The following is an 18,131-nucleotide window of genomic DNA, read 5'->3' on the forward strand; positions in this document are numbered from 1 at the left end:
CTACCGCGCCTCCTGGTCGTTGTCCCCGCCCCGCGCGGCCCACGCCGGATGGCGCTCGGTCCGCCGCTGGCCGCCCGTCCCGTTCTGCCGGGCGAGCCGCTCGCTCTGGCCGCGGGGCGCGGGGGGCGGCCCGTCCCAGAGCGTGCCGTCGGTCCGGTCGCGCGGATCGGGGTCGATCAGCACCACGCCGATCACCGGGATGCGCTGGTCCGCGAGCTGCCGCGCCACGGTGTGCAGCCACGCGGCGCGGCCGTGCCCGGCCCGTACGACGAGCACGGTGCGGGTGCCGAGGTACCGCAGGTCGGTCCACGCCGTGCCGGGCGCGACCGAGCCGACGCCGAGGCGGCGCTCCTGGGACGACAGGGCCGCGGCCCGTTCGCCGCTGACCACGGCGGGGCCGCCCGCCTTCTGGCGGTGGTTCGCGAGCTGGGGGCCCGGCAGGCCGTCGACGATCACCACGGGCCCCTCCTCCGCCAGCTCCCCGGCGAGGGCCAGCGCGATCACGCTCGCGCTGCGCGGGCAGCCCAGCTCCAGCAGCGAGACGGGTTCCGCCGAGCCGCGCACGGTGCGGGCCAGGCTCGTGGTGAGCCGTTCGCGTGCCGCCCTGGTCCGCCGGAGCTGCCACACCCTGCCCGAGCGGCGGGGCAGTTCCGCGATGACGGAGGCGCCCAGGTTCTCCGCGATCTCGCGGCGCAGCACGGGCCGGTCGGCGACCACCGCGCCGACCGCGGCGACGGCGAGCCCGAGGACGAGTCCGAGGAGGAGCCCGATCCCGGCGTGCGTGCCCGCGGTCTTCGGCAGGGAGTGCTCCACCGCGCGGGGAGCGTCCACGATCTGCGTACCGGCGATGATCCGGGGCGTGCCGGTGCGGGCCTCCGCCGCGCGCTCGTCGAAGTCGGCGATCCGCGAGTTGAGTTCGGCGCGGCGGGCGAAGAGCGACTCGATGCTCGCCGAGGACTGCGGGTCGCTCTCGGGGGAGCGGCCCCCGATCGCCTTGTTGACCTGGGCGAGTTCGTCCCGCATGCGGTCGCGCTGGTCGAGCAGCGCCTTGGACTCGGCCTTCGCGGTCGCCCGCATCCGCCGTACGTGGTCGGCGACGAACGCGTCGGCCAGCGCCTCGGCCCTGGCCACGGCGTCCGCGTCGGTGTCGCCCGTGACGTCGATCTGCAGCAGGTTGTTGGTCAGGCCGGTGCCCCGGTAGTCCCGGGTGAACTCCTCGGGGTCCTCCGCGGATTTGAGGGCGTCGAGGGCCTTGCCCGCGATCCTCGTGGTCCCCAGCAGCTCCACGTCGGTGCGGATGAGGGTCCCGGTGTCGTTCGGCTGGTCCTCCTGGTGGGTGACCAGGACCTTCGTCACCGCCGAGGGCGGCGGCGGCATCAGCACGGCGACCGCGGCCCCGAGGAACAGTCCCAGCAGCGCCATGGCGCACCAGAGCCGCCGGCGTCTGCGCACCGCCACCACCAGCGACTGCAGGTCCAGCAGCGGAGCGGGGGCCGACGACTCGGAATTCCTGCTCGTCGTCACGCTGTTCCTCCCGTCGCGTCGTCGCCGCCCGCGGCCGCCGGGGCGGCGGTGCGCGGAGGGCGTCCGGCCGTGCGTGCCGGACGGGCCCGGACCGTTCCGGCGACGACGGTGCCGACGACCTCGTGCCCCGCGTCCGCGCACGCCTCGGCGATCCCGGTGAGCTCTCCCGCCGTCCAGCTCCCGGCGCTGAGCACGATCAGGGCACCGGACTCGGCGCCGCGGTCCGGCACCAACGGCCGGGCGACCGGGACCTCCACCACCCGCAGCACGGGGTCTCCCCCGCTCGCTGAGGGGTCTCCCCCGGCCTCGGCGGCGAGCTGTCCGGCGGCCAGCAGGGCGGTCTCGTCGCCCTCGGGCACGACGGCCAGCAGCCGTCCGGGGGACGGCACCTGGTCGCGGAGGCGGGCCCACACCCGCCGGTAGCGGATCCGTCCGGCGGCCTCGTCGCCGGACAGCAGGGGGGCCGGCATGTTCCACCGGACGTCCAGGCCCAGTACGCGCCGGAGCCACGCCCCGGCGCCACGGCCCCGTGACCGGTGCGCGGGCCGTTCGCCGGGCACGTCGACGGTGCCCAGCAGGGTCGAGCGGAGCGCCGTGGCGATCTCCGGCTCCTTGCGCAGCCGCCGGTCGGTCCGGGCGGCGGCGAGGTGGCCGACGACCGCGAGCAGGAAGAACAGCACCGCCCCGGCGGCGACGAGCTGCGTCCGTGTCGGCGGTGCCTCGCCCGTCGGCTTGTCCGCGGGGCCCATGACGACCATGCCGGCCTTGCCGGTCGCCGTCTCGGCCTCGTCCAGCTTCTTCATGGCCTGCTGCAGCGCGGTGCGGAGCTTCTCCAGCTCGGTGCGCGCCTGCACGCCCTCCACGGTCTGCCCGGGGTCGGCCGCGCTGGCCAGGGCGCTGATGCGGCGGTTGGTCTGGACGACCTTCTTCCGCAGCGCCTCCGGCTCCGTGGCCTCCTCGGATTCGGAGTCGGCATCGTCGCCCGCGACCCGCGAGGCGAACGAGACGAACTGCTGGGCGACCCGGTCGGCGAGCCGCTGCGCGCGCTCCGGGGTCTCGGCCGTGCCCGCGACCTTGATGATGTTCCCGTCGGCGGCCTTGGCGCTGACCTGGTCCCGCAGCTCTCCCCCGCTCGTGCCGCTCCAGCGGAGCGTGGCGGCCGCGCGGTCGACCACGGCCGAACTGGTCGCGATCTCCGCCTGGGTGAGCAGTTCGCGCTCCTCCCACTGCCCCGGCAGCAGCACGGATGCCGACGCCGTGTAGCGCGGCGGGAACAGCACCGCCGAGGTGCCGTAGCCGACGAGGGCGCCCACCACGGTGAGGAGGGCCAGGAGCCGCCAGCGGCGGCGGAGTATCCGCCCGATCGTGACCAGGCGTATCGTCTCTTCACTCAACGGCGGCGCCTCTTCCCTGCCCGTCCCCGGCCGCCCGTCCGCGCCGTACGCGCGCGGCAGGCGGCTTCGTAGGCGGCGAGCAGCGATCTCTGGGAGTTCCGCCAGGAGAGCTGCCCGGTGATCCGCTCCTGACCCGTCTTCCCCATCCGGGCCCGTCGGTCCGGGTCGTCCAGCAGCAGCGCGACGAGCCTGGCGAACTCGGCCTCGTCGTTGGCGGGCGCGTAGACGGCGGCGTCACCGGCGGAGACGCGCGCCTCCTTCAGGTCGAACGAGACGACCGGCCGGCCCATCGCCATGTACTCCAGGACCTTGTTCATGGTCGAGACGTCGTTGAGCGGGTTGTGCGGGTCGGGCGAGAGGCACACGTCCGCGGTGGACAGGTAACGCACCAGGTCGGCGTCCGGGACGCGCCCGGTGAACTGCACCTGATCGGAGAGCCCCAGCTCGCGGGAGAGCTCCACCATCGCGTCGAAGGTGTCGCCCGCGCCGACGAACACCGCGTGCCAGTCGGTCCGCCCCAGCTCGTCGCGGAGCTTCGCGAGGGCCCGCAGGGCGTAGTCCACGCCGTCCTGGGGGCCCATGACGCCGAGGTAGCACAGCAGATGGGGCTTGCCGCGCTTCAGCTCCGGCTCGGCGGGCGCGGGCTGGAACCGGTCGGTCGCGGGAGCGCTGCGCACCACGAAGACGTCCTCAGGGCTCCGGCCGCCGCGCGTCACCGCGACGTCCTTGTAGCTCTCGTTCGTGGCGAGCACGATGTCCGCGGCCCGGTACGTCAGCCGTTCGAGCGCGCGCACGCCCCGGTAGAGCAGGTCCTCGCCCCGGCCGAACCGCGAGAGGTACAGCTCCGGTACGAGGTCGTGCTGGTCGAAGACGAACTGGGCGCCGCGCCGCTTGAGCCACAGTGCGGGCAGGAAGAGCAGGTCGGGCGGGTTGCAGGCGTGGACGACGTGGACCGGGCCGACCTTGCGGGCCAGCCGGGCGGTGTGCCACAGCGCCGCCCCGTACTCCCGCAGATATCCGGCCGGTCCCCCGGCGGCGGCGCGCAGCGGGTAGCGGTGGATCCGCACCCCGTCGATCTCGGCCTCCGCCTCCGTGTCCCGCTTGCTCCCGCGCGGGCAGATGACATCGACCGACCACCCCGCGTCGCGGAGCGTCAGGCACTCCTGCCACACCCGCCGGTCGAAGGGCACGGACAGGTTCTCCACAAGGATCAGCGCGCGGCGGCCCCGTCGGCCGCCGCTGGTCGTGTCGTCAGACAAGGCTCACGTACCCGGGTTCGGTCCGGCGCTTCGCGGCGTCGGGCAGGCGGACGAGGTCGATCAGCACGGGCCCCGCACCGTGGGGCAGCGCGGAGAGCACGGCCGGGTCCCTGGTCCCGACCAGGCACACCTCGGCGTGGCCGAGGACGTCGTCGACGGACTCGGCGAGGAGCTGCGCGAGGTGCGGCAGCCGGTTCTCGATGTACTCGCGGTTCGCGCCGAGCAGCCGGGAGAGGCTCACGTTGGCGTCGTAGATCTTCAGGTCGTACCCCTTGCCGAAGAGCCGCTCGGCCAGCTCCACGAGCGGGCTCTCGCGGAGGTCGTCGGTGCCGGGCTTGAAGGAGAGCCCCAGCAGACCCACCCGGCGCTTCCCGGTGCGCTCGACCAGCTCCACCGCGCGCTGGAGGTGCGCGGAGTTGGAGGGCAGCACATGGGCGAGGAGGGGCACCGAGACGTCGGCCCGCTGCGCCGCGTGGACCAGGCTGCGCAGGTCCTTGGGCAGGCAGGAGCCGCCGAAGGCGAAGCCGGGCCGCAGATAGGCGGGGCTGATGTTGAGCTTGCGGTCGGCGAGGAACACGTCCATCACCTGGTGCGAGTCCACCCCGAGGGCCTGGCACACGGCACCCAGCTCGTTCGCGAAACCGATCTTGAGGCCGTGGAACGCGTTGTCCGCGTACTTGATCGCCTCGGCCGTCGGGACCGGCACCCGGAACACCTCGCCGGGCAGGCCCTCGTAGAGCGCCGCGACCACGTCGCCGCTGGCCGGGTCCAGCTCGCCGATGACGGTCTTGGGCGGGTCGAAGAAGTCCCGCACGCTGGTGCCCTCGCGCAGGAACTCCGGGTTGACGGCGACGCCGACGTCCACCCCCGCCGTACCGCCGGTGAACTTCTCCAGGATCGGCACCAGCAGGTTCAGGCAGGTGCCGGGGAGCATGGTGCTGCGGAAGACGACGGTGTGCCGCCCGCCGGAACCGCCGCGCTCCGCGAGCACGGCGCCGATCTGCTCGGTGACCCGCTCCAGATACGTGGTGCACAGGCTGCCGTTGGGCTCGGACGGCGTGCCCACGCAGACCAGCGACACCTCGCTGTTCATGACCGCCTCGCGGACGTCCGCGGTGGCCCGCAGCGCGCCCTTGCCCACGACCTCGGCGACGAGTTCACCGATCCGTTCCTCGACCACCGGGGCCTTGCCGTCGTTGACCAGGTCCACCTTCACCTGGCTGACGTCCACGCCGATGACCTCGTGGCCCAGGCCGGCCAGGCACGCGGCCGACACGCAGCCCACGTAGCCGAGCCCTAAGACGCTGATCCTCATGTTCCGTTCCTCCCCCCGGACGGGCCCTTGCGGCCCGCCCTCCGTGCGCCGGCCGGACGACAGCCCCCGCGCATCAATAGGCCCCCTGCCCCTGGAGGACCGCGCGCAGCGTCTTCCAGAGGATCACCGCGTCCAGGGCGAGCGACCAGTCCTCCACATAGCGCAGGTCCAGCCGGACCGCCTCCTCCCACGGCAGGTCGCTGCGCCCGCTGATCTGCCACAGGCCGGTGAGCCCGGGTTTGACGAGCAGCCGCCGCCGGATGTCCGGGCCGTACGCGGCGGACTCCTCCGGCAGCGGAGGGCGCGGGCCGACGAGCGACATCGACCCGGTCAGCACGTTGAAGAGCTGCGGGAGCTCGTCGAGCGAGTACCGGCGCAGCACCGTCCCCACCCGGGTCACCCTCGGGTCCCGGCGGAGTTTGAACAGCAGACCGGCGCCCTCGTTGAGCCCGGCCAGCTCTGCCCGCGCCCGGTCGGCCCCGACGACCATGGTGCGGAACTTGACGATCGTGAACTCGCGGCCTTCCTTGCCGACCCTGCGCTGCCGGTAGAGGACCCCGCCCCGGCTGTCCACCAGCACGAGCAGCGCGACGAGCACCATCAGTGGCGCGAACAGCAGCAGCAGGACGAACGCGCCCAGCCGGTCGGCGACCTCTTTGACCGCCCTGCGGCCCCCGGTGAAGATCGGCATGCTGACCCGCAGCAGCGGGATCCCGAGCACCGCGTCGACGTGCAGCCGGGGGCCGGCCACCTCCATCAGCACGGGCGCCACGACCATCTCGGCGTCGCTGCCCTCCAGGTTCCAGGCCAGCCGCTGGAGCCGGTCCGGCGACCAGTGCGGGTCGGGGGTGACGGCGACGACACGGTAGCCGTCGCGCCGTACGTGGAGGGCGACGTCGCTCAGCAGGCCGACGACGGGCACGCCGTCCAACTGGTCGCCGTCGGGGCCGAGGCCGTCCGTCGTGCACACGGCCTCCACCCGCCAGCCGAGATGGGGGAGCTTGCGGGCCCGGGTGATCAGATCGCGCACGGTGTCCGGGCTCCCGGCGGCGAGCACCGGTCTCAGGCATCTGCCTTCCTTGCGCCGCTTGTGCAGCCACAGGCGCAGCAGATAGCGCGCGGTCATGGAGACGAGCGCGATCGCCGGGATCGCGACGAAGATCCAGAGCTTGATGTTGCGCGAGGTGAGGGCGATCCCGCCGAGCGCCAGCACGACGACAGCGGCGAAGAGGGAGCGCCCGAGCCGGCGGAACTCCTCGGCTCCCTGGCCGAGCACGGCCGGTGCCCACGCCCGGCTCACCGCGAGCGCGCCCAGCACCAGAAGTTCGGTGCCGAAGGCGAGAATGCCCCATTTCTCGTGCCAGTTGGCCGCGTCACGGGCCCCGAAGAAGATGCCGATCGCCGCCACCACGACGGCGGTGGACAGGGTGTCGCTGATGATCACGGTACGGCGGTACCGCTGCTCCCAATCGCTCGCGGGCTGGCTGAGTGTCCCGTTGTCCAGACGCCCGCGCGCCGACGGAAACGGGTTGACTAATTCCCCCTGCTGCACAGGACCCCCCCAGGTCACCAGTGGTTCGAGGTGCTCGCCCAACACTGTTCTCGGGAGGACCCCGCCCCCCGTGCCGCGCTGTTCCTTGCTCCGGAAAGCCCCGCCCCCGCGATTGACGCCCCGGTGTTGCAGCAGTACTTGACGTAGGGAACCCGCAGGAAACTCGTGGGCACCCCGGGTGCTCCCCGCACCCGGGCCCTCTCCCGGGCCCCTTGCGGGCTCCGGGAGCCGACCCCCCTGCGGTCGGCGCGGGGACGATACCGCTGGCTGCCCATGGCGCCGAACCTATAGATCGTTATTTGTCGCCTCGTGTCCAAACTTGCGAAGCACGGTCAATGTAGACCATCAACGTCCGTCTGGAGAGGGGTGTGTGCAAATTGTGTTCAAGCATCGGAGCCCGCGGAGAAACGCCGTCGCGTGACCTGTGCTGAACGGAACGTCACCCACCTCGTCATCCGGGCGGGGCCCAGAGAAGCTACGCCACATGACGGAGGCGCCCAGCCGGACCGAGGCTGAACGGGTATACAGCGCGGCCCGGCTGAGCGGCGTGCGACCGGGTCAGTAGTCCCAGACGGCCGGTACGAAACGGAAGGCGCTGCCGTCGGCCGCCACATGGCAGACGGAGGGGAACGGCAGGTGGGTGGCCACCAGTTGCTCGCCCCGCGCCGCCAGCTCCGTCAGCAGACGGATCCGGAACCGGGCCGTCTCCTCCGGGTCGTGGTCGAAGCCGTTGTGCCAGTCCGGCTTGTCGAACCCTGGCTGGAACACGGCGTCACCGGCGAACGTCAGCCGGTCCTCGGGAAGCCGGAGAACTCCGTCCCCAGCCCGGAGTCGATGAGGACGGTCCGGCCGCCGCTGCGCACCACCGCCACGTTCAGAGGCCAGTCGCACACCTCCGGCGGAAGAAACATGTCACCGAGCCAGGCGGACAGTTCGGCCTTGGCGGCGTTGGTGGCGAGCGTGCCGGTGGAGATCGGCAGCACCCCGTCGCTGATCACCATCACGTCGATGGCGCCGACCTTCAGCGCGTAGCGCGACGGGACCAGCTCGTCGTGCCGCGCGATGTGGTCCAGACTCATGTGTCCTCCTCGTGCAGAGCGTCAACAGGAGACGGTGACGGCGCCCTGCACACCGTCCCGTCGCCCCCTCTGACCGGACGGCATCTCGCTCTGTGACAGCCGGACCCACCACTCACGGCATCGAAAAGAAGCCACTGATCGGGCTTGTAGCATTACGCCTCAAAACAGGAGGACATATGGGCACCGGCGACCACCCAGGCTCCCTCGACCGCGCAACGACGGACTTCGTCGCCGCACGCCCCCCAGCTCTTCGGCATCGCCTACCGGATGCTCGGCAGCGTGGCGGAGGCCGAGGACATCGTGCAGGAGGCGTGGCTGCGCTGGCAGGCCACCGACCACGAAGGGGTGCGCGAACCGGCCGCCTTCCTCACCACGGTCACCACCCGGCTGGCGATCAACGTGGCCCGGTCCGCCCGGGTGCGGCGCGAGGCGTACGTGGGGCCCTGGCTCCCCGAGCCCGTGGACACGACGGCGGATCCGCAGGTGGGCGCCGAGCGGGCGGAGGCCCTCGACCTGGCGGTCCTCTTCCTCCTGGAGAAGCTCAACCCCGTGGAACGCGCCGCCTACGTGCTGCGCGTGGCCTTCGCCCACCCGTACCGCCGCCTCGCGGAGATCCTGGAGACCAGCGAGGCCAATTCGCGCCAACTCGTGACCCGTGCCCGCAGACATCTGGCCGCGGAACGACGGGAACCGGTCAGCCGCGCCGAGCACCGGCGTCTGCTCAAGGCGTTCCTCGCCGCGGCGCAGGCCGGCGACCTGCCTGCGCTGGAGGCGGCGCTCACGGAGGACGTCGTGAGCTACTCCGACGGCGGCGGAACGCGCGGAGCGTCCAGGATCCCGGTCTTCGGGCTGCCACACGTCTCCCGCTACCTGGCCGCCTTCGCCCCGCGCTTCTGGCCCGGCGCGGACGTCCGCTGGGCCGAGGCCAACGGCAGCCCCGCCGTCCTGGTCTCGCACGACGGCCACGCGAAGGCGCTGCTGTGCGTCGACGCGTCCGCGCGCGGCATCGAACGCGTCATGTGGGTCATGAACCCGGCGAAGCTCGCCCGGTACGTGGCCTCGCTCTCCTGACCCCGGCGCCCGCCGGAACCGCCCCGGACGTCACGCGCCCACCACGAAGAAGACCAGCAGAGCAGCGGATTGAACACCCACCCGCCCCTGCGCCGCGACTGCCAGGAAGGCCCGTTCGCCGACGGAGCGACCACCTCGGCCCTCCAGCGGCTCGCAGTCTCGGTCACAGGCGGTACTTCAGGCCGCCGTCGGGTTCGTGGTTGCCGCCGCCCTTGAAGTAGACCAGCGGCACCATGCACCGGCTTCAACGACAGCTCGATTCGTCTTCGCACCGCACCGATACACCACCGCCTATCGCCCCGGGCCCGGGCCTGGGTCCGGGTCCGGGCCCGGCGCCAGGGCGACGTCAGGCGAGGCACGGCAACCGCACCTGACGTCGCGGATCGCCGGCGTTCGTGCCCGGCGGGCGTTCAGGACCGGTGGGCCCAGGGGATGGATTCGAGCAGGCGCTCCAGGCGCAGTTCGCCGTCGCGGGTCTGGCCGCCGTGGTCCATCAGCACGCGGAGCCGGTGGACGACGTCGTCCGGGGAGGGGTAGACCTTCGCGTGAGCGGACGCCTCTTCCGCCAGGTGCGGCACGGGGCCGCTCGCCTCTGCGGCGTCCAGCGCCTCTTTCGCGGCGGCGGCCACGCCCTGGGGCAGGCCGGCGATGCGGCGGGCGAGGGCGTCGACGAACGCGTCGAGGTGTTCGTCCGGCACCGCGCGGTTGATCCACCCGTAGCGCTCGGCGACAGCGGTGTCGAACAGTTCGGCTCCCAGCACGATCTCCAGGGCGCGGGCCCGGCCGACCAGCCGGTTGAGGTACTGGGTGCCGCCTCCGCCGGGGAAGATGCCCATCAGCGACTCCGGCTGGGACAGCCAGGTCCGGTCCGCGGCGGCGAACCGCATGTCCGCGGCCATCGCCAGCTCGACGCCGCCCGCGCGGGCGTAGCCGCGCAGCTTCGCGATCGTCACCTGCGGCAGCGTGCGCAACCGCTCGTTGAGCTGCTGGAGCGGATTGAGGGCCGGGTCGGCGTCGGGGTCGGCCAGGGCCATGAGGGTGCTCGGGTCGAAGGACCACTCGAAGTCCGCGTGGGCGGAGAAGAACTCGGGGTCGGCCGACTGGAGGACGATCACGGCGATGTCCTCGTCGGACGCCGCCTCGTCGGCGAACGCCTTGAGGTCACCGGCCAGTACGGCGTCGATGGTGTTCACCGGCGGGTTGTCGAGGGTCACCCAGGCGATCCGGTCCTCCACACGGACCACCAGGGACTTGTAACCGCTGTAGCTCATCACTGCGCTCCTTCTGGCAGGCGAGGCCCGCCACCCGAGGTTGTTTAATGTGCGTTACAGAAGCACCGTAGCAGGTTCTTTAATGTGCGTTACAGTTCACGTATGACAGGCAGACCGAGGACGTTCGACAAGGACGCGGTGCTCCGGACGGCGATGCACGCGTTCTGGGAGCGCGGATACGACGGGGTGAGCGTCGCACAGGTGTGCGGGGAGGCGGGGATCGCCGCACCCAGCCTGTACGCGGCCTTCGGCGACAAGAAGGCGCTGTTCGAGAAGGCGTGCGCGCTCTACACCGAGCACCTGGACGAGGACCTGGAGCGCGATCTGTCGGCGCCCACGGCACGGGAGGCGGTCGAGCGCCTGCTGAGGTCGTCGGCCGAGCACTTCACGGCATCCGGACAGCCCCCCGGCTGCCTCGTCATGAGTGAGCCGCGGCTCGCCGAGCGACGCGACAGGACACGCGACATGATCCGAGCGCGTCTGCGCCGGGCCGCCACGGAGGGAGAACTCGCGTCGACCGCCGAGGCCGACGGCGTCGCCGCGTTCGTCGACACCGTGCTGGCCGGCATGGCCGCCCTGGCCCGCGACGGCGCCGACCGGGCCCGGCTCCTGGACGCGGCCCGCCACGCGGCCCGGACCTGGCCCGCGTAACGCCTCCCGCGACAGGCCTGAGCAACGGAGGGGTTGCGGTGCGAGTAGACCGGTCGTATAGTTCTGGATGTCGGAGCACGACAAGCACCGAACTCCCGGAAGGGGAACGCATCATGGGACGCATCAAGGTCGGCACGGAGAACAGCACCGACATCGAGCTGCACTACGAGGACAAGGGGTCGGGACAGCCGGTCGTCCTCATCCACGGCTATCCGCTGGACGGCAACTCCTGGGAGGGGCAGGTCCCCGCCCTGCTGACCGCGGGCCACCGCGTCATCACCTACGACCGGCGCGGTTTCGGCAAGTCCAGCCAGCCCTCCACCGGTTACGACTACGACACGTTCGCCGCCGACCTCAACACCGTCATGGAAACCCTCGACCTGCGCGACGCGGTCCTGGTCGGCTTCTCGATGGGCACCGGCGAGGTCGCCCGCTACCTGTCCGTCTACGGCTCCGGCCGGGTCGCCAAGGCCGTGTTCCTCGCGTCACTGGAGCCGTACCTGGCCATCACCGACGACAACCCCGACGGCGCCGCCCCGCCCTCCTTCTTCGAGGGCGTCTCCGAAGCGGTGAAGAAGGACCGCTACGCCTTCTTCACGGGTTTCTACGCCGACTTCTTCAACCTCGACGAGAACCTGGGCACCCGGGTGAGCGAGGAAGCGGTGCGCAACGCGTGGAACGTGGCAGCAGGCGCGGGCCCGATCGCCTCGGCCGCCGCCCCGCTGACCTGGCCCACCGACTTCCGGGCCGACATCCCGCGGATCGACGTGCCCGCCCTGATCGTGCACGGCACGGGCGACCGGACCCTGCCCGTCGACGCCACCGGGCGTCGCTTCGCCAAGGCCCTGCCCACCGCCAAGTACGTCGAGATCGACGGGGCGCCGCACGGGCTGCTCACCACCCACACCACCGAGGTCAACGAGGTCCTCCTGGACTTCCTCGGCCGGTGACGTGCACGTGACGGCCGCGCGGCCGACGCACCGATCGACTAGACGACTGGTCTAATGGGCGTAGGATGGGGAGCATGCCAGCCATCAAGGGCGATACCCGCCGCAGCATTCTCGACGCCGCCCAGCGCATCATGTCCCGCAAGGGGTTCTCCGCGGTGGGTATCAGCGAAGTCCTCTCCGAAGCCGGGGTGCCGAAGGGGTCCTTCTATCACTTCTTCGGCTCCAAGGACGCCTTCGGCGAGGCCATGATGCGGGCCTACTTCACCGACTACCTGGCGGACATGGACCGGGCCCTCGCCGAGCCGGGCCTGACCTCGGCAGAACGGCTGATGAACTACTGGCAGAACTGGCGCGAGACACAGAGCACCGACGAATGCCAGGGCAAGTGCCTGGCCGTCAAGCTCGGCGCGGAGGTCTCCGACCTGTCGGAGGCCATGCGGCTCGCCCTGAAGGAAGGCACCACCGCCATCATCGACCGCCTGGAACGGACGATCACCGCGGGCCTGAAGGACGGGTCGATAGCCATCGACGGCGCCCCCCGCGACACCGCGCAGGTCCTGTACGACATGTGGCTCGGAGCGAGCGTCATGGCCAAGATCCACCGCGACATCGGCCCACTGGACACCACGACGACGGTCACCCGTCAGCTCCTGCACCTGTAGAACCCGATCACAGGGCGGCCCCCAGGGGCCGCCCGCCACCCGAACCCCCGAACCCCGACCGTGTCTCGTATCCGATCCTTGCACCCGATTCGAGACGACCGGTCTACTCGAAGGAGAAGTTCACCCCGTGAAGATCCTGATCGTTCTCACCTCTCACGGCGAGCTCGGCGACACCGGCCGCGAGACCGGCTTCTGGCTGGAGGAACTCGCCGCCCCCTACTACCGCTTCAAGGACGCCGGCGCCGAAGTCGTCCTCGCCTCCCCCAAAGGCGGCAGGCCCCCGCTGGACCCCAAGAGCAACGAACCCGGCTTCCAGACCGACGAGACCCGCCGCTTCGAGGCCGACCCGGAAGCCATGGCCGCCCTCGCCCACACCGCCCGTCTCGACTCCGTCTCCGCCGACGACTTCGACACCGTCTTCTACCCCGGCGGACACGGCCCTCTATGGGACCTGGCCGAAGACCCCGTCTCCGTACGGCTCATCGAGACCACCCTGCGCGCGGGCAAACCGCTCGCCCTGGTCTGCCATGCCCCCGGCGTGATGCGCCACGCCACCAACCCCGACGGCACACCCCTCGTCCGCGGGCGGAAGGTCACCGGCTTCACCAACGGAGAGGAGGCCGCCGTCGGCCTGACCGACATCGTCCCCTTCCTCGTCGAGGACGAGCTGAAGCGCCTCGGCGCCGACTACTCCAAGACCGGCAACTGGCAGCCCTACGTCCTCACCGACGGTCTGCTCGTCACCGGCCAGAGCCCGGCCTCCTCCGGACCCGCCGCCGACGCCCTCCTCACGCTCCTCGCCGAAGTCAACGAGTCCCGCGCATAACCCGCACCACGACCAGCCCGGCAGAACCCCTGGCCAAGGGTTCTGCCGGGCGTACTCGGTGGGTGTGTGAGTCCGTAGCACCGCTTGAATGCCCGCCCACGGTGACCTGACCACGTCCAACGGCCAGACTGATCTCCACCACTGACTACCGCTGACTACCGCTGACGCGACAGGAGACGCTGAACGTGAGTACCCACCCCGGGCAGACCGGTGCCGCAGCGGCCACGGCCTGGCATCGGCTCGCACTCGCCCACCGCATCGACGACGGCGCCACGTTCGACTACATCGTGTGCGGCGCCGGTTCGTCCGGTTCCGTTCTCGCCGGCAGGCTCGCGGCCGATCCGGCCGTCACGGTGCTGCTCGTCGAGAGCGGCGGCGACGACGAGGACGAGCGTGTGCGCGATCCGGACCTGTGGCCGGCCAACCTCGGCAGCGAGCGGGCCTGGGACCACGTCACGGAGGCGACCCCGCATCTGAACGGGCGTCGGCTCGCGTACGCGACGGGTCGCGGGCTGGGCGGAGGAGGCTCCGTCAACGCGGGTGTGTGGGCCCGTGGCCACCGGAGCGACTGGGACTCCTACGCCGAGGCCACGGGCGATCCCGCATGGGGCTACGCACACGTACTGGAGCACTACCGCGGCATCGAGGACTGGCAGGGCGCGCCCGACCCCGGTCGCCGGGGTACCGGCGGGCCGATGCTGATACGCCCGTCGCAGGACGTGCACCCGCTCTTCACCGCCTTCCTCGACGGGGCCGAGGCCACGGGCATCGACCGTTTCGACAGCGCCAACGGCGCCCTGATGGAGACGGACTCCGGTTGCGCCGTGCGGGACGAGAACATCCACAACGGCGTGCGCCAGACGCCCTTCCGCCGCTACGTCGCCGATCGTGCGGGGCAGCCGAACCTCACGGTGCTCCCGCTCACGACGGTCTCCCGTGTCCTGCTCTCCGCGGGCCGGGCCCACGGCGTCGAGCTCGTACGCGACGGCAGGCTCCTGCGCGTCAACGCGTCGCAGGAAGTGGTGCTGTCGCTGGGCGCGCTCGGCACCCCGGCCGCGCTCATGCGCTCCGGGATCGGAGGCGAGGGCGAGCTGCGGAACCTGGGCATCCCGGTGGTCCAGCACCTGCCCGGTGTCGGCCGCAACCTCGACGACCACATACGGCTGCCCTGCATGTGGGAGGCGACGGACGTGCCGCTGCCGGTTCCCACCCGCAGCCAGGCCGTCTGCTTCTGGGGGGACGAAACACGGCCGGGCGCACCGGAGTTCGTCATGTACCTGTCCCCGGCGCCGTCCGTCTCGCCCGAGAGCGCGGCACAGTACCCGCCGCCGGAGCGGTGCTTCACCCTGATGCCTGCCATGCGCCTGCGTGACGGCAGTCGCGGCCGGGTCCGCCTGGCGAGCACGGACCCGCTGACCGGCCCGCTCATCGAGACGAACTTCCTCGCCGACCCGGACGACATGCGCTCGGCCCTGTCCGCCGTCGCCATGGCCCGGGAGATCGGCAACTCCGCGGCGCTCCGCCCGTTCGTCGAGCGGGAGGTGTCCCCGGCGTCCGGTGCGGCGGAAGCGGTGGAAAAGTTCGTCCGGAACGCCGTCGAGACCTTCTGGCACCAGAGCGGTACGTGCCGGATGGGACGTGACGAGGGATCCGTTGTGGACGCGCGGCTCAAGGTGCACGGCGTCGAGGGGCTCCGCGTCGCCGACGCCTCGGTGCTGCCCCATGTGACGGTCGCCAACACCATGGCCCCTTCCATGGTGGTCGGCGAGCGGGCAGCCGAGATCCTCACGGCCTGAACCAGGCCCGCTCAGCCGTCGCCTAACGGGCCCTCACCCCCATGGTGGGCGCATCTCCGTCGCATCCGGCCGGCGGATAATCTGGGGCCGTCGGCAAAGATCACAGAAGGGCGGAACACATGGCAGACATCGTGGAGACGGCGGCGCGGAAGGTCTTCGAGCGCTACGACATCGACGGGGACGGCCAGGTCACCGCGGAGGAGTACCGGAAGGTCGTCGCGGAGCTGGAGGGCACGGAGATCACCGAGTCGCAGGCTCAGGGGCTGATCGACTCCCTCGACGCCGACGGCGACCGCAAGATGTCCTTCGAGGAGTTCTGGGCGGCCATGAATGGCTGACACCACCGGGTCCGGCACCTGAATGTGCCGGACCCGGTTCCAGGTCACTCCGTTTCGAGCTCGCGGTCCTGATCGGCCCAGGAAGCTCAGCCGCATCTGACGTCGCGGATTGTCGACGCTCGTGTCCACCTCCCCAATAACTTCACTATGGGTAACGTGTCACTACTTTCCGTAACCAACGGAGCAAGGAGTGGTGATGCGACCGAACCTGTCGCGCCGGACCTTCGTAGGAGCCGGCCTGGCGACGCTGGCGGCGGCCAAGAGCGGGGTGGCGGGTGCCGCCCCCGGGCCCAGGGGAGGTGCCCCGTCGCCGGACCTCGAACCGTTCGTGGACGAGCTGCCGATCCCCGAGGTGCTCGAAGGCGACCGGACCATGGCGATCGGACAATCGGAGCACCGTTTCCACCGCGAGCTGGACGTGGCGCCCACTTGGTCCTACGGAGGAGCCGAGGTCCTGGGGCCGACCCTCCAGGTGCACGCCGGTCAGCCGATCAGCCTGACCTTCGAGAACAGGCTCGGCCGCCACCTGTTCGCCAAGTACGTCGACATGGCCATGGAAGGGTCGACCGAAGAGGACCGGAGCAGGCCGCGCGCGAATGTCCATGTGCACGGCGCGCTGGCCCCGCCGCAGTTCGACGGGCACCCGGAGGACACCTTCCGCCCCGGCCGGTCCAAGACATACACGTTCGCCCACCACATCTCGGCCGCCGGTATGTGGTACCACGACCACACCATGGGCATCACGCGGCTGAATGTGGCGGCGGGGCTGGCGGCCTCGTACTGGCTGCGCGACAACTACGACACCGGGTCGGCCGCCAACCCCCTGGGACTGCCGAGCGGAGAGTTCGAGATCCCGCTGGTGATCGCCGACCGGCGCTTCCACGAGGACGGGTCGCTGAACTACCGGTGCCAGCGGCAGATTCCCGACGGCCAGTGGGAGGGGGTGATGATCGGGGACACCACGACCGTCAACGGCAAGGTCACACCCCATCTGGCGGTGACGCGGGGGCTCTACCGCTTCCGGGTCCTGAACGGCTCCAACTTCCGCACCTACCGCCTGTTCTTCAGCGGCAGGATGCCGTTCTGGGTGATCGGCAACGACGCCGGACTCCTGAACGCACCCGTACGCACCTCGTCGGTCAGACTGATGCCGGCCGAGCGCTGCGACATCCTGGTGGACTTCTCCGACCTGGACGCGGGCGACAGCGTCGAGCTGTCCAACGACGAGCATCCGTCCGAGATCATCAAGGGCTTGACCGGGGCAACGGTGCTGCCGCAGGTCATGCGGTTCACCGTGGGAAGCATCGCGCGCCGGGCCGGCAGGGTGCCCGATCAGCTACGTGGCGGGCGGCGGCAGCCCCCGTTGCTCCCGCCGGTCCGCACGCCACGGCGCAGGCGCGTCGTGACACTGAACATGGACGACCGTCCGAACGCGCCGAAGGGCGGGATGCAGACCGGGATGACGCTGAACAACCTCTGCTTCCACGACGAGCCGATCGAGATGCCCCGCCAGGGCACGACCGAGATGTGGGAGTTCGTCAACACCTCCGAAGACGACCACCCCATGCATCTGCACCTGGTGGACATGCGCCTCATCAACCGGCAGGCACTCGATGCGGACGCCTACGTCCGTGCCAACCCGAAGCCTGCGCGCGGCACCCGCTGGGCGCCCGCCCCCGACCGCTTCCTGATCGGCCGGCCCCAGCGCCCCGCGGCATGGGAGAGCGGGCCCAAGGACACCGTCCGGTGCCCCGTCAACACCGTGACGCGCGTGATGATCCGCTGGCCCACCGCCGAGGAACTCGGCTTCGACCCCGACACGGTCTTCACCAGCGCCATGGGCCATGACCTGCGGGGCTACGTCTGGCACTGCCATCTCATCGACCACGAGGACGAATGCATGATGGCCCGCTTCCGGGTGGTCGCCTGACGGCATCCCCGGGGGCCATCGGTACAGCCGGACTGCGCTCCTGTCGGTTAGGACAACCGTTACGGTACCGGCGGCAGCCGCCCCGCGGCAGGTCCGAGGACATGAAGGTCAAATACAAGGAGACGGCCCGTGGCGGGCTCGCGGTGAACGCCATCGAGTGCTGAGCGCAGCACCTCTGACCAGGTGATTCGCTTCTTTCAGCTCTGTCACGGGCTTGCCCTTCTGTACGGCGAGATGTCCCTCAGAAGTCCCTGTGACAGAGCTGAAACTCCCTGAAAAATCCCCTGGGGGTGTCCCTCATGATCCGGTCGGCGCCTTGGTCTGGTCCCGGCTTCCCGCTGCAGGGAACCCCGCCTCGGGTCCCGTCTGCTCGCGTACGGGGCCGCATCTTGGCCCTGGGAAGCATCGGAACCGGTTGGCGGTAGAGCGGTGACCTCGGCACTCCGCAGGCGGGCGAGCGCGCCTCTGTGGCGTCCATCGGCTTCGGCTAAACGCCTTCCGCGAAGCGGCGCG

15 protein-coding genes and 1 pseudogene are annotated in these 18,131 nt (G+C 71.1%); 8 read left to right on the forward strand and 8 right to left on the reverse strand.

What is annotated here, in order from left to right:
* The 7 genes from ABD343_RS06300 to ABD343_RS06330 all read right to left on the reverse strand — a co-directional run bounded on the left by ABD343_RS06300 (position 1) and on the right by ABD343_RS06330 (position 8,123).
* Positions 1-1,524, reverse strand: a complete 1,524-nt coding sequence (locus ABD343_RS06300; RefSeq protein ID WP_344524915.1) for a Wzz/FepE/Etk N-terminal domain-containing protein — start codon at positions 1,522-1,524, stop codon at positions 1-3.
* Complete coding sequence (locus ABD343_RS06305; protein WP_344524917.1) at positions 1,521-2,918, reverse strand: Wzz/FepE/Etk N-terminal domain-containing protein; 1,398 nt, start codon at positions 2,916-2,918, stop codon at positions 1,521-1,523. Before ABD343_RS06305 ends, ABD343_RS06300 begins: the two co-directional genes overlap by 4 nt.
* The gene (locus ABD343_RS06310) at positions 2,915-4,177 is read right to left on the reverse strand and encodes a glycosyltransferase family 4 protein (RefSeq protein WP_344524919.1); all 1,263 of its coding nucleotides are present in this window, start codon (positions 4,175-4,177) and stop codon (positions 2,915-2,917) included. The genes ABD343_RS06305 and ABD343_RS06310 overlap by 4 nt, the downstream gene beginning before the upstream one ends.
* Positions 4,170-5,492 (reverse strand): nucleotide sugar dehydrogenase, encoded by a 1,323-nt coding sequence (locus ABD343_RS06315; protein WP_344524921.1) that lies wholly within the window; start codon positions 5,490-5,492, stop codon positions 4,170-4,172. The genes ABD343_RS06310 and ABD343_RS06315 overlap by 8 nt, the downstream gene beginning before the upstream one ends.
* A 73-nt stretch (positions 5,493-5,565) precedes the next feature.
* Entirely contained in the window at positions 5,566-7,044 is a 1,479-nt protein-coding gene (locus tag ABD343_RS06320) for a sugar transferase (RefSeq protein ID WP_344524923.1), read from the reverse strand.
* Positions 7,045-7,602: 558 nt separating this feature from the next.
* Positions 7,603-7,812, reverse strand: a complete 210-nt coding sequence (locus tag ABD343_RS06325) for a hypothetical protein (RefSeq protein ID WP_344524925.1) — start codon at positions 7,810-7,812, stop codon at positions 7,603-7,605.
* A 17-nt stretch (positions 7,813-7,829) separates the two neighbouring features.
* Positions 7,830-8,123, reverse strand: coding sequence for an MBL fold metallo-hydrolase (locus tag ABD343_RS06330; protein WP_344524927.1), 294 nt, complete (start codon positions 8,121-8,123; stop codon positions 7,830-7,832).
* A gap of 176 nt (positions 8,124-8,299) precedes the next feature.
* On the opposite strand from ABD343_RS06330, the pseudogene ABD343_RS06335 reads away from it, so the two are divergent.
* Positions 8,300-9,194: pseudogene (locus tag ABD343_RS06335) on the forward strand (RNA polymerase sigma-70 factor).
* 410 nt (positions 9,195-9,604) lie between these two features.
* Here the strand turns inward: ABD343_RS06335 and ABD343_RS06340 are convergent.
* Positions 9,605-10,465, reverse strand: coding sequence for an enoyl-CoA hydratase/isomerase family protein (locus ABD343_RS06340; RefSeq protein WP_344524929.1), 861 nt, complete (start codon positions 10,463-10,465; stop codon positions 9,605-9,607).
* Between the two features lie 102 nt (positions 10,466-10,567).
* Between ABD343_RS06340 and ABD343_RS06345 the strand changes: the two genes are divergently transcribed.
* The 7 genes from ABD343_RS06345 to ABD343_RS06375 all read left to right on the forward strand — a co-directional run bounded on the left by ABD343_RS06345 (position 10,568) and on the right by ABD343_RS06375 (position 17,618).
* Complete coding sequence (locus tag ABD343_RS06345; RefSeq protein ID WP_344524931.1) at positions 10,568-11,116, forward strand: TetR/AcrR family transcriptional regulator; 549 nt, start codon at positions 10,568-10,570, stop codon at positions 11,114-11,116.
* Between the two features lie 113 nt (positions 11,117-11,229).
* Complete coding sequence (locus ABD343_RS06350) at positions 11,230-12,066, forward strand: alpha/beta fold hydrolase (RefSeq protein ID WP_344524933.1); 837 nt, start codon at positions 11,230-11,232, stop codon at positions 12,064-12,066.
* Positions 12,067-12,140: 74 nt separating this feature from the next.
* Complete coding sequence (locus ABD343_RS06355; protein WP_344524935.1) at positions 12,141-12,728, forward strand: TetR/AcrR family transcriptional regulator; 588 nt, start codon at positions 12,141-12,143, stop codon at positions 12,726-12,728.
* Positions 12,729-12,855: 127 nt separating this feature from the next.
* Complete coding sequence (locus ABD343_RS06360; RefSeq protein WP_344524937.1) at positions 12,856-13,554, forward strand: type 1 glutamine amidotransferase domain-containing protein; 699 nt, start codon at positions 12,856-12,858, stop codon at positions 13,552-13,554.
* 185 nt (positions 13,555-13,739) lie between these two features.
* Positions 13,740-15,350: a GMC family oxidoreductase gene (locus ABD343_RS06365; protein ID WP_344524938.1), complete on the forward strand. Its 1,611-nt coding sequence runs from the start codon at positions 13,740-13,742 to the stop codon at positions 15,348-15,350.
* Between the two features lie 119 nt (positions 15,351-15,469).
* Complete coding sequence (locus tag ABD343_RS06370; RefSeq protein ID WP_344524940.1) at positions 15,470-15,688, forward strand: EF-hand domain-containing protein; 219 nt, start codon at positions 15,470-15,472, stop codon at positions 15,686-15,688.
* 196 nt (positions 15,689-15,884) lie between these two features.
* Positions 15,885-17,618, forward strand: a complete 1,734-nt coding sequence (locus ABD343_RS06375; RefSeq protein ID WP_344524942.1) for a multicopper oxidase family protein — start codon at positions 15,885-15,887, stop codon at positions 17,616-17,618.
* The last annotated feature ends 513 nt before the right edge of the window (positions 17,619-18,131 follow it).

Source organism: Streptomyces albiaxialis, assembly GCF_039530985.1.
GTDB classification, from domain to species: Bacteria; Actinomycetota; Actinomycetes; order Streptomycetales; family Streptomycetaceae; genus Streptomyces; species Streptomyces albiaxialis.